13 protein-coding genes are annotated in these 10,651 nt (G+C 65.7%); 4 read left to right on the top strand and 9 right to left on the bottom strand.

The genetic code is table 11. The annotated features are described in order from the left end of the window. Nucleotides 1-1,208 precede the first annotated feature (1,208 nt). Nucleotides 1,209-1,400, bottom strand: coding sequence for a hypothetical protein (locus GM910_RS26320; protein WP_159593773.1), 192 nt, complete (start codon nt 1,398-1,400; stop codon nt 1,209-1,211). Between the two features lie 115 nt (nt 1,401-1,515). Between GM910_RS26320 and GM910_RS26315 the strand changes: the two genes are divergently transcribed. Further along, a complete protein-coding gene (locus tag GM910_RS26315) occupies nt 1,516-2,418 on the top strand; it encodes a LysR substrate-binding domain-containing protein (protein WP_159593771.1) in 903 nt (300 codons plus the stop codon). A 62-nt stretch (nt 2,419-2,480) separates the two neighbouring features. Then, complete coding sequence (locus tag GM910_RS26310; RefSeq protein ID WP_159593769.1) at nt 2,481-3,476, top strand: endonuclease/exonuclease/phosphatase family protein; 996 nt, start codon at nt 2,481-2,483, stop codon at nt 3,474-3,476. A gap of 75 nt (nt 3,477-3,551) precedes the next feature. On the opposite strand, the gene GM910_RS26305 is transcribed toward GM910_RS26310, so the two are convergent. Next, nucleotides 3,552-5,234, bottom strand: coding sequence for an electron transfer flavoprotein-ubiquinone oxidoreductase (locus GM910_RS26305; protein WP_159593767.1), 1,683 nt, complete (start codon nt 5,232-5,234; stop codon nt 3,552-3,554). A gap of 277 nt (nt 5,235-5,511) precedes the next feature. Further along, on the bottom strand, nt 5,512-6,189 hold the full coding sequence (gene bluB, locus GM910_RS26300; RefSeq protein WP_159593765.1) for a 5,6-dimethylbenzimidazole synthase: 678 nt from the start codon (nt 6,187-6,189) through the stop codon (nt 5,512-5,514). A gap of 248 nt (nt 6,190-6,437) precedes the next feature. Between bluB and GM910_RS26295 the strand changes: the two genes are divergently transcribed. Together GM910_RS26295 and GM910_RS26290 are read left to right on the top strand one after the other, a co-directional pair. Further along, the gene (locus tag GM910_RS26295; RefSeq protein ID WP_159593763.1) at nt 6,438-7,028 is read left to right on the top strand and encodes a hypothetical protein; all 591 of its coding nucleotides are present in this window, start codon (nt 6,438-6,440) and stop codon (nt 7,026-7,028) included. 65 nt (nt 7,029-7,093) lie between these two features. Next, entirely contained in the window at nt 7,094-7,915 is an 822-nt protein-coding gene (locus GM910_RS26290; protein ID WP_159593761.1) for a uracil-DNA glycosylase, read from the top strand. 138 nt (nt 7,916-8,053) lie between these two features. Here the strand turns inward: GM910_RS26290 and GM910_RS26285 are convergent, their stop codons facing one another. From GM910_RS26285 to GM910_RS26260, 6 genes are all read right to left on the bottom strand, one after another. After that, the gene (locus GM910_RS26285) at nt 8,054-8,470 is read right to left on the bottom strand and encodes a DUF1801 domain-containing protein (protein WP_159593759.1); all 417 of its coding nucleotides are present in this window, start codon (nt 8,468-8,470) and stop codon (nt 8,054-8,056) included. A 53-nt stretch (nt 8,471-8,523) separates the two neighbouring features. Beyond that, complete coding sequence (locus GM910_RS26280; protein ID WP_159593757.1) at nt 8,524-8,961, bottom strand: DUF1801 domain-containing protein; 438 nt, start codon at nt 8,959-8,961, stop codon at nt 8,524-8,526. Nucleotides 8,962-8,966: 5 nt separating this feature from the next. After that, nucleotides 8,967-9,188, bottom strand: coding sequence for a hypothetical protein (locus GM910_RS26275; RefSeq protein WP_159593755.1), 222 nt, complete (start codon nt 9,186-9,188; stop codon nt 8,967-8,969). Between the two features lie 28 nt (nt 9,189-9,216). Beyond that, entirely contained in the window at nt 9,217-9,606 is a 390-nt protein-coding gene (locus tag GM910_RS26270) for a VOC family protein (RefSeq protein WP_159593753.1), read from the bottom strand. A gap of 79 nt (nt 9,607-9,685) precedes the next feature. Further along, nucleotides 9,686-10,096, bottom strand: coding sequence for an SRPBCC family protein (locus GM910_RS26265; protein ID WP_159593751.1), 411 nt, complete (start codon nt 10,094-10,096; stop codon nt 9,686-9,688). Then, nucleotides 10,093-10,416 carry an ArsR/SmtB family transcription factor gene (locus GM910_RS26260; protein WP_159593749.1) on the bottom strand — a complete coding sequence of 108 codons (324 nt, stop codon included), beginning with the start codon at nt 10,414-10,416 and terminating at the stop codon, nt 10,093-10,095. The genes GM910_RS26265 and GM910_RS26260 overlap by 4 nt, the downstream gene beginning before the upstream one ends. Between the last annotated feature and the right edge of the window lie 235 nt (nt 10,417-10,651).

Raw genomic sequence — 10,651 nt, 5'->3', positions numbered from 1 at the left:
TCGCGGGCCCTCAGGCCTCCGGGTACCGAGCCCGAAGGGAGAGGTCTCCGCCGCTCTCCCTGATCCCCGGTCCGGACCCGGTTCCCGTGAGGGCGATGGGGTGGATTGTACGGGCGGGCTGGGCAGGGGGGCGTATTTTCCTGCGAAAAAAGTTGGAGAAATCATTCCGAAGCGAAGGAAAACAATGGGTTGGTGGGGAAGAAAGAATCTTTGTCGCCACATTTTATCCCCGCGCAGGCGAGGCACCGCCGGCTGAGGTGAAGGGCGCCCGCCGCCTTCCCAACACGCGTCATCCCCATCCCCACCCGCGCGCGTCATCCCACCCGCGCGCGTCATCCCGGAAAGCCGAAAGGCTTGTCCGGGACCCATTCCGGAAGGTGGACTGGTCACGGAATGGGTCCCGGACAGTCTCCGCTTCGCTCCGACTTCCGGGATGACGCGTGCGGGTGGGATGGGGAGGATTTTAAGGGCAGGCTGGGCAGGGGGGAGTATTTTCCTGCGAAAAAAGTTGGAGAAATTATTCGGAAGCGAAGGAAAACAATGGGTTGGTGGGGAAGAAAAAATCTTTGTCGCCACATTTTATCCCCGCGCAGGCGAGGCACCGCCGGCTGAGGTGAAGGGCGCCCGCCGCCTTTCCAACGCGCGTCATCCCTACCCGCGCGCGTCATCCCACCCGCGCGCGTCATCCCGGAAAGCCGACTTGTCAGCCGAAGCCCGCAGGGCGAAGGCTGAAGGCTTGTCCGGGACCCATTCTCGCCTCGCTGAAGCTCCGGCGAAGCGGGCCGGAAGGTGGACGAGTCACGGAATGGGTCCCGGACAGTCTCCGCTTCGCTCCGACTTCCGGGATGACGCGCGGGCGGTGGGGTGGAGATGGGCACGCAGTACGCGCATGTCGTCGCGCGGCCGGGATGACGCGCGCGGGTGGGTGGTGGATTTCCTTGAAATGCCGGCGCCCCTTCGCGCCCCCCTCTGTCCTGAGCTTTGTCGAAGGGCCGGACATCTCTCCCGCAAGGGGGGAGATCGGCCGTCATGATGGGCTTCGCCAATCATCAGCATTGCAGGAATGGTGCCGGAGCAAGCGGGCGGCACAATCTCCCCCCTCGCGGGGGAAATGTCCGGCCCTTCGACAAAGCTCAGGACAGAGGGGAGCGTGAAGGAGCGCGGGCTTATCCGAGGGGCATGCAGTCGAAAGGGATGAGCCGGCGGTCCTAGCCCCGGCCCCGCTTTCGCCGCGTCGGCCCATGGCCATGCCAGCTCGGCGGATCCTTCAGGAGCAATGACCACAGGACGTGGTCGGCAGCGCCCGGCGGGCCGGGGATCAGCAGGGTGGTGAGCTTGCGGGACAGATCGGGGTTTTCGCCGTCGGGCGGCAAGCTTGTCGGCGGGCGGCGCTTCCACAAGCCAAGTCTCTTGAAAAAAGCTCTACACATGGAGGCAAGGTCGGGCCAAAATGGCCTGCAGGCAAACGCGAAGATTTCAGTGCGCATTTGAGGTTTTCTCAACCAGGAGCGAGCGATGCGGCGACTTCCTTCCCTGCGTGGGCTGCAAGCCTTCGAAGCGGTGGCGCGGATGGGCAACCTGGCAGGCGCCGCGGAAGCGCTCCGCATCACGCCGAGTGCCGTGAGCCACCGGATCCGCGGTCTGGAGGAGGAGCTGGGCCTGCAATTGCTGCGGCGGTTGCCGAACGGGCTCGGCCTGACCGCGGCGGGGCGCCGATATCGGGCGGGCGTCGAGGACGCCTTCGCTCAGCTCGCCCGTGCCACGGCGGAGCTGCTCGGCCCCGACCTGTCGCGGCCGCTGACGGTGAGCGTGACATCGGAAGTCGGCACCCGCTGGCTGATGCCCCGGTTTTACCGCTTCCGGGAGCTTCATCCCGACATCGACATCGCCATCCTCAGCACCTATCACCCCACCAATCTGGCGGCGGGCGAAGCCGATCTGGCCCTCCGGTGGGGCGAAGGAAACTGGCCCGGACTACAGACTGAACCGATATTGCGCTTCAGGGTGACGCCCCTTTGCGCGCCGGAGCTGAAGGCGCGGATTGCCGGCCTGACACCTGCCGAGGTGGTGGCGAAGAACATCCTGATAAGGGACATCGACGACAGCTATGACGACTGGGATCTGTGGCTGGACGCCGCGGGCGCGGGCGGGGTCAAGCCTGCCCGGCACTGGCGGTTCGAAGACTACTCGATGGGGATAAAGGCGGCGATAGACGGGCAAGGAATCGTGCTGGGCTATCTCGGCTATGTCGAACGCGAAATCGCCTCCGGCGCACTGGTGCAACCGTTCGACCTGACGGTGCCGGTGAAGAAGGGCTACCATCTCACCTATCCGCAGGAGCGCCTTTCCGATCCCCGGGTCCGTGCCTTCAGGGACTGGGTGATCTCGGAGAGGGAGCCGGCACTGCGGGAGCAATAAAGGGCGACTGCCTGCCTCATGGAACCTTGCTACCGCCGCAATCGAGCCGTTACAAACGCCTCATGTCCGACAACCGCCGCCGCCTTCCCCCTCTCCTCGCCCTTTCGGCGACGCTCCTCACCGTGCCGCTGGTGATGGGGTACTGGGGCACGGTGCACCCGGCTTTCGATTCGCTGGCGCATTTCCGGGTGCATCTGGCGGCGCTGGTGGTGATCCTGGCGCTGCCTTTGCTTTTCGTTCGAGGCTGGCGACGCATCGGGCTGATGGCGGCCGTTCTGGGGGGCGCGGCGATCGCCTCGGTGACGGCGCTGCCGGCCGGGGAGGTGCATGCGGAAGGGGAGATGGGTGCCGCGCGCTATCGGCTGTTGCAGCTCAACCTGCGCTACGACAACCGCACGCCGAGAGAGGTCCTCTCCCTCATTGGCCGCGAGCAGCCGGACGTGGTGACGCTGAACGAGGCCTCGTCCGCGTGGCTGCCGGAACTGGAACTGATCGAGGGCGCTTATCCGCACCGCATCGTCTGCCAGCCGCCCTCGCCCATCGGCGGCGTGGCGATCCTGTCGCGCAGGCCGTTTGTGCACCTGTCCCAGGCGCAGTGCTTCGACCGGGGCTCGCTGGCGATCGCCACGGTGAATTTCGGCGGCGCGGCGGTCGATATCGCGGCGATCCATCTTGGCTGGCCGTGGCCGTTCGAGCAGGCATGGCAGATAGACGATGTCGTTCCCGTTCTCGAGCGGCTTTCGTCGTCGGCCATCGCTGTGGGCGACCTCAATGCCGCGCCCTGGAGCCTGACGGCGCGGCGCGTGGCGGCGGCGGGCGGGCTGACCTCGGCCGGAAATATCGGCCCGACATGGCTGGTGCGGTCGGCGCCGGATCTCCTCCGGCGCGTTGCCGGCCTACCGATAGACAACGTCTTCACGAAGGGCCGCGTGGTGCCGATCGCCACGAGGCGGCTCGAAAGTGTCGGCTCCGACCACCTGCCGGTGCTGCTGGAGTTTGCGGTGAGGCCGGCGGAAGAGGCGGCCGAGGTGATGCAGGCGAGCGTTGCAAGGGAGTAGGGCGGCCGCCTTTGGCTTTGACCGTTTTGTCTATCGGAACGGATCCATGCCTGAACAGCAACGCGCCACCTGCCCTCACATATTCTGGTAGACCGGCCCCTCGCCGCCGTGCGGCGGCACCCAGTTGATGTTCCTGTTCGGGTCCTTGATGTCGCAGGTCTTGCAGTGCACGCAGTTCTGGGCGTTGATGACGAAGCGGGCGTCGGGGTTGTCGCGGGAGGCGCCGGCGGTGAGGGCGTTGCCGTCGGCATCCACCCATTCGTAGACGCCGGCCGGGCAATAGCGCGCCGAGGGGCCGGCGAAGACGGCATATTCCGAGGCTTTCTGCAGGTCCATGTCCTTCACCTTCAGGTGCACCGGCTGGTTCTCCTCGTGGTTGGTGTTGGACAGGAACACCGAGGACAGACGATCGAAGGTGAGGACGCCGTCGGGCTTCGGGTAGGGAATTGGCGTGTGCTTTTCGGCGGGCTCCAAGGTTTCCGAATCGGGTTTGCCGTGCCGCAGGGTGCCGAGCGGGGAGAAGCCGAACAGCGTGTTGAACCACATGTCGATGCCGCCGACGGCGACGCCGACATAGGTGCCGAAGCGCGACCACAGCGGCTTGACGTTGCGCACCTTCTTCAGGTCCTTGCCGATGTCGGAGGCGCGCCAGGCTTCCTCGTAGGAGGTGAGCTCGTCATTGGCGCGGCCGGAGGTTATGGCCCCGGCCACGTGCTCGGCGGCCAGCATGCCCGACAGCACCGCGTTGTGCGAACCTTTGATGCGCGGCACGTTGACGAGGCCGGCCGAGCAGCCCATCAGGACGCCGCCCGGAAAGGCCATCTTCGGCACGGACTGGAAGCCGCCCTCGGTGATGGCGCGGGCGCCGTAGGAGAGGCGCTTCCCCCCATCGAAGGTGCCGCGGATGGACGGATGCGTCTTGAAGCGCTGGAACTCCTCGAAAGGGGAGAGATAGGGGTTCTTATAGTTCAGGTGGACGACGAAGCCGACGGCCACCAGGTTGTCGTCGAAATGATAGAGGAAGGAGCCGCCGCCGGTCCTGGCGTCGAGCGGCCAGCCGAAGGAGTGCTGCACCAGGCCGGGCTTGTGGTTCTCCGGCTTCACCTCCCACAGTTCCTTCAGGCCGATGCCGAATTTCTGCGGCTCGCGGCCTTCGGACAGACCGTATTTGGCGATCAGCTCCTTGGCGAGCGAGCCGCGCGCGCCCTCGCCGATCAGCACGTATTTGCCGAGAAGCTCCATGCCTGGCTGGTAGCCGGGGCCGTGGGTGCCGTCGCGCTCCACGCCCATGTCGCCCGTGGCGACGCCGATGACGGCGCCCTCCTCGTTATAGAGCACTTCGGCCGCGGCGAAGCCCGGATAGATCTCGACGCCCAGCGCCTCGGCCTTTTCGGCGAGCCATTTGCAGACATTGCCGAGGGAGACGATGTAGTTGCCGTGGTTGTTCATCAGCGGCGGCATGAGGAGGTTCGGCAGGCGCATGGAGCCGGCCGGCCCCAGAAGCAGGAACTGGTCGTCCGTGACCTCGGTCCTGAAGGGATGGCCGGCCTCCTCGCGCCAGCCGGGCAGAAGCCTGTCGATGCCGACGGGGTCGACCACGGCGCCGGAGAGGATGTGGGCGCCGACTTCGCCGCCCTTTTCGAGCACGACGATGGAAAGCTCCGGATTGAGCTGCTTCAGCCTGATCGATGCCGCCAGGCCCGCCGGCCCGGCGCCGACGATCACGACATCGAATTCCATGCTCTCGCGTTCGCTCATCCAATCCTCCACGGGTCGCCACGATCGGCTGCCTAGACCAGTTCATCGTTTCACGAAATCGATGAGCTGGTCCAACTCCTTGTTTTGTCGCAATTCCGGACGGAAAACCGGTTTCCACTTTTCCTGGAATTGCTTTAGCCCGGCCCGGCTATAGCGCATCGCACCAGGCGGTTAAACCGCTGCGGCGGTACGGGAAAGCAATTCCTTGCGCCCGCCACGGGCATGCCTTCCGATTATTCTTACTTTCACGTAAAAGTAAACATGTGCAAACGGCGCTTCACCGCTCCATCCGGAACGTAGCGGCGGGTGCCCGCGTCTCCCACCCGGCCCTCTCCAGCGCCGGAACGCTGTCTTCGGCGGCCGGGTATCCGAGGCAGAGGTAGCCGATGAAGGTCCATGTGCGCGGGACGTCGAGCGCCGAGACGACGTCCTTCGGCTCCAGGATGGAGACCCAGCCGAGGCCGACACCCTCCGCGCGGGCGACGAGCCAGAGCGTATAGATCGCCATCACCGCCGAATATTCGATCATCTCCGGCATGGTGCGGCGCCCCAGGCCGTGGCCCTTTCCGGTCGACCGGTCCGCGAACACCGCCACGTGGCAGGGCGCCTCGTCCAGGCCCGCCAGTTTAAGGTGCGCATAGCGGCCGGCGCGCTCGGACGGCTCGGCGGCAAGGGCCTCGGCGTTGCAGCGCGCGAAGTTCTCCCTGATCCTGGCGCGCCGTTCCCCGCTCGTCACGATGACGAAGCGCCAGGGCTGGCTCAGCCCGACGGACGGCGCAAGGGAGGCGGAATCGAGGAGACGCTCCAGAAGGCCGTCGGGCAGCGGCTCGGGGCGGAAGCGCCGCACATCGCGGCGCCAGGAGAGAAGGTCCCCGAGCTTTTCCCGGAACGCCGCGTCGAAGGCCGGCGCTTCGACCGAGGGTCGGGGATTGCGGAAGGATGCGGCCTTGCTCATCGTTCTATTCCTTGCTCCAGCATCCGGGGCGTCCGGCAAGGCACCGAATAGCTTCCAAACAACGCGGCGGCAAATCCCCTTTGCAGGGCGGGCCAGCAGCGAATTCCGGCCGGGCACTACCGGTTGGGGGCCATTGTGCGGTACAATCACCTTGTGCCCGCCGGGGCGGGCATGGGGGCACCTTGTGCCCGCCGGGGCGGGCATGGGGGCACCTTGTGCCCGCCGGGGCGGGCATGGGAGGCACGGCAATGCGAGGCACTGCGCGATGGGCAGCGGCCATCGCCGCGTTTTTCCTGCTGGGCGCAGGCCCGGCGGATGACGGGCGCTGGCTTGCCGGCGGCTATTCCTTCTCCCACGAAAACGGCGGCTTCCGTATCCGGGGTATAGCCGGCAGCGGCACCAAGGATGACCCGGTGGTGCTGACGCAGGAGCTTTACTCGGCGAGTTCGGTGGTGCTCGTCATCCGCGAGGTCGCGCCGCCCCCAAAGGCCCCCAACGCCGCGCGCCATGCCGGCACGCGGCTTTATCTCAGGCTGGAGACGGTGAATGCGAGCGCGCTTGCCTGGATCGAATTCGCCTACGAACTACAGGAAACGCGCGGCCTGCCCAGCACCTATGGCGACGGGCTGTCCTTCGACCAGAGGCAGACGGAAAGGGGCACAATCTCCTCCGATGCCTTTTTCGAGCACAACCGGGACTTCGAGCCGCACGACAGGCTTCTGTTCACCGATGGCAAGGTCGACCCGGACGAGACGGCAACCTTCTCGTTTCTCGTCACCGACCTGACGCCGGTCGCCACCTTCTACCTGGTGCAGGATCCGCGTATCCCCTTCTCGTGAAACCGGGCCGGCCTCTCGCGCGCTCCCCCCTTGCATTGCGCGCGGCGGCGGACGACATTGGCGCCATGATGCCCATCCGCGATCCCGCGCAACTGCGCGACATCCTCTCCTTCTACGCCGATGCCGGCGCCGACGAGGCGCTGGCCGAGGAGGCGCAGGACCGCTTTGCCAAGGCGAAGGAGGCGCCGGCACCCGGCATGGCCGAGGAGAAGGGGCCGGCGCGGGAAGCGCCCCCTGCCCCGCCCCGGCCGGCGGTGCGCGCCGCCGTCCCCGACGAGGCGCAGGCGGCTCGGGCACGCTCGCTTGCGCGCGAGGCGGGATCGCTGGAGGAGTTGAAGGCGATCCTTGCCGATTTCGACGGCTGCAACCTGAAACACACCGCGAAGAACATGGTCTTCGCCGACGGCAACCCGGAAGCCGACCTGATGCTGGTGGGCGAGGCGCCGGGGCGCGACGAGGACCTGCAGGGGCTGCCTTTCGTCGGCCGTTCGGGAAAGCTGCTCGACCGCATGCTGGCGGCGATCGGCCGCGACCGCGCGAGCGCCTACATCTCCAACGTCATCCCCTGGCGGCCGCCCGGCAACCGCGATCCCTCGCCGCTCGAAACCGAGATCTGCCGCCCGTTCATCGAGCGGCACATCGAATTGGCGAAGCCGAAGGTGCTGGTGACGCTGGGCAACCCATCCACCAAGCTGCTGCTCAACACGCAAACGGGCATCATGCGCATGCGCGGCACGTGGGCGATCCACGCCACACCGGATGGGCACGAAATCCCGACGATGCCGACGCTGCATCCAGCCTATCTCCTGCGCAACCCGGCGCACAAGAAACTCGCCTGGCGCGATTTCCTCGCCATCAAGGCGAAGCTCAAGGAACTGGGCGGCTAGGGTGTGTTGAGAGTTGTCGCATCAGGTGGCGCCGCCCCCCTCTCTTGCAATTTCTAACACTTAGCTTTCGCTTCGCTCCAGCTAAGACGCCCCTCAAGCGCTCTTTGGACTCCGAGAGCGAGCGGGGCAAGCGTTGGCTCACGCCGATACGTTCAGAGCCACGGCGGCGCGAATGAGCGTCTTCAACGCCTCTTCATCGATCTTGTCGCCCTCGTGGAAATCGATGGCACGGCGGGTGTTGCCTTCGAGGCTGGCGTTGAAGAGGCTCGAGGGGTCCTCAAGCGCGGCGCCTTTGGCGAAGGTCAGCTTCACCCTGTCCTTGTACGTCTCGCCGGTGCAGATGATGCCGTCGTGCTCCCACACCGGAACCCCCAGCGGGTTCGACGGCTTTCGCCATTTCACCTCCTCGACCACCTCGGGGTCGGCCTCCCTGATGAGAGCCCGGACCCGTGCGAGCGTCTCGCCCTGCCAGTCTCCCAGCGCGGCGATTTTCGCGTCGATGAGCTGGGAGGGGGCGGCTTCGGCTGTTGCTTCCGTCGGGTCGCTCTTCTTCATGGTGTCATCGCCTTCTTCATGGTTGTTGTCGCTCGCCCGCCATCCCTTCCCGCTCACAACTTCTCGCCGGGCAACGCGGCCGCCTGCTTTACCCAATCGGCGAACTGAGCTTCGTCGAGCTGGCCCTCGTAGATGTCGAGGTAGCGCACTTCCGGGTGCTTGGACGCGCCGGGCGGGACCGGTCGGAGCGACGTGCCGCGGAAGAAGGTCACCTTCACGTATTTCGTGAAGCAATGGTAGCTGAGGAACCAGATGTCGTCCTCGATGCCGTAGAAGGGCGAGTTCCATTTCACCGCCTTCTTCACGCCGGGGACGGTGTGCACGACGATCTCGTCGAGGCGGCGCCCGACGTCGCTTTTCCAGCCCGGCATGGCCGCGATGTAGGCTTGCACGGGCGTGTCGCCGTAGCCCTTGGCAATCTGCGGGTTGCCGCCTGAGAGGAGAACCGGCTTTTCGGCCTTCGCCGAATTCTTGGACGTCTTGCCGGCCATCGCGTTCACTCCTGCCCGACGGTTCGTCCCTCGCCGCGCCACCTGGCGGCATACGGCAGCACGAACATGTAGAGGCCGGTGAACAGCTGCAGGAAGAGCGGCGGCAATGGCGAGTAGACCACCCAGGCCGGAGGCTCCCCCAGACCCATGGTGACGAAGTTTGCAATGACGGCCGCCGTGAAGACGATCGACGTCCATCGGTGAACCTGCCGAATCAAAATGTTCATTGGGACCTTCCTGTGAGACGCGCCCGCCCTACCAGCGCGCCAGCTGGGTGATTTGAACGAGGTTGCCGCAGGTGTCGTGCAGCTGGGCGATGGTCGAGCCGGTTACCTCGGTCGGCGGCATGGTGAACTCGGCGCCGCGCGCCTTGATGCGCTCGTGGTCGCCCTTGACGTCGTCGGTAAAGAACATGACGGCGGGCTGGCTCTTTTGGAACATGGCCTCCCGGTAGGCCTTGGCCGCCGGGTTGTCCGGCGCGAGTTGCAGCTCGGTTCCGTCCGGCTCTTCGGGCGAGGCCACGGTCAGCCAGCGAAACGGCCCATTGCTGAAATCGGCCTTCTTGGTGAAGCCCAGCACCTCGGTGTAGAAGCGCAGAGCCTTTTCCTGGTCGTCCACGTACACGCTGGTCAACTTGATCTTCATCGGTATTCCTCCGTTGTCACGCTCGCGGTGAGTACCGCTCTGTAAACAGGGTCTTAGCCTCGAATTGCGCTGGCGGGCCTCAATCCATCCGCGCCAGGACCTCTTCCAGGGCCGCAAAGAACCGCGGCCATCCGGCCTTGGCGCCCCGGTAGTAGGGCTGCTGATCCGGCCGGAAGCCCGACTGCTCCATGCGCAGGAGGGTTCCCGTGCTCGTCGTGGTGAGCGTCCAGGTGACGACGCTCCTCAAATCCTTGGTATCCCACGTGTAGGAGAGCGTCTTGTGCGGCTCGGCTGTCTGGACCTTTCCGTCGACCGTGCCCCAGTCCGCGCTGAGATTGAAACGGTCGCCCACGACAGGCTTGAAGTCGTTCTTCATGAGCCACTCCTCGATCAGGTGGGGTTGGGTGAGCGCGCGCCAGATCTTTTCCGGCGGATGAGGGATCTCGCGTTCGACGACGACGGAGAGCGTTTCGGGCTCGGTATTGGTCACTGGTCCATCCTATTGAGTAGATCTTCGAGGTCGTCGAACCGGCTTTGCCAGAAGCCGGTCATCTGGTTCGTCCAGTCGATCAGCGGGGAAAGGGCGCCGAGCTCCGCGCTATAGTGCGTCTGGCGGCCTTCGTGGCGGTCGCGCACCAGCCCGGCCCGCTTCAGGACCCCGAGATGCTTCGAGACGGCCGGCTGCGAGACGCCGGCCTCGGCCGTCAGGGCCCGGACCGTCAGGTCTCCCTCGCGGCACAGCCGCTCGAAGATGGCGCGTCGCGTCGGATCGGCGAGCGTTCTGAAAAGGATATCGTGGGGCTGTGGCATTGCAATCGATAACCCGCTGGCTATTGATCGAACCAATAACCGCCGGGATATGTGTGAGTCAAGCAGGCCTGTGGAGCGGTACAATCATCCTCGCGGAAATGTTCCAGCGGGAGGTGCGGTAAGGAGGGCCGGAGATGCCGCGCCCTGTCGCGCCCCCCTTGTAACTCAAGCTCCGCCGCATCTGATATACTCATAGTTGCGGTGGCTGGCGGGAGACCGATTCCCCCTGGGGACA

The organism is Chelativorans xinjiangensis, assembly GCF_009812055.1.
Lineage (GTDB): Bacteria > Pseudomonadota > Alphaproteobacteria > Rhizobiales > Rhizobiaceae > Chelativorans > Chelativorans xinjiangense.
This window is presented reverse-complemented; position numbering and strand designations above follow the sequence as displayed.

What these genes read in the sequence shown, in the direction of transcription:
- GM910_RS26315 (WP_159593771.1), top strand. Translation starts at nt 1,516, where the DNA reads ATGCGGCGACTTCCTTCCCTGCGTGGGCTGCAAGCCTTCGAAGCGGTG.
- GM910_RS26310 (WP_159593769.1), top strand. Translation starts at nt 2,481, where the DNA reads ATGTCCGACAACCGCCGCCGCCTTCCCCCTCTCCTCGCCCTTTCGGCG.
- GM910_RS26305 (WP_159593767.1), bottom strand. Translation starts at nt 5,234, where the DNA reads ATGAGCGAACGCGAGAGCATGGAATTCGATGTCGTGATCGTCGGCGCC.
- bluB (WP_159593765.1), bottom strand. Translation starts at nt 6,189, where the DNA reads ATGAGCAAGGCCGCATCCTTCCGCAATCCCCGACCCTCGGTCGAAGCG.
- GM910_RS26295 (WP_159593763.1), top strand. Translation starts at nt 6,438, where the DNA reads ATGCGAGGCACTGCGCGATGGGCAGCGGCCATCGCCGCGTTTTTCCTG.
- GM910_RS26290 (WP_159593761.1), top strand. Translation starts at nt 7,094, where the DNA reads ATGATGCCCATCCGCGATCCCGCGCAACTGCGCGACATCCTCTCCTTC.
- GM910_RS26285 (WP_159593759.1), bottom strand. Translation starts at nt 8,470, where the DNA reads ATGAAGAAGAGCGACCCGACGGAAGCAACAGCCGAAGCCGCCCCCTCC.
- GM910_RS26280 (WP_159593757.1), bottom strand. Translation starts at nt 8,961, where the DNA reads ATGGCCGGCAAGACGTCCAAGAATTCGGCGAAGGCCGAAAAGCCGGTT.
- GM910_RS26275 (WP_159593755.1), bottom strand. Translation starts at nt 9,188, where the DNA reads ATGAACATTTTGATTCGGCAGGTTCACCGATGGACGTCGATCGTCTTC.
- GM910_RS26270 (WP_159593753.1), bottom strand. Translation starts at nt 9,606, where the DNA reads ATGAAGATCAAGTTGACCAGCGTGTACGTGGACGACCAGGAAAAGGCT.
- GM910_RS26260 (WP_159593749.1), bottom strand. Translation starts at nt 10,416, where the DNA reads ATGCCACAGCCCCACGATATCCTTTTCAGAACGCTCGCCGATCCGACG.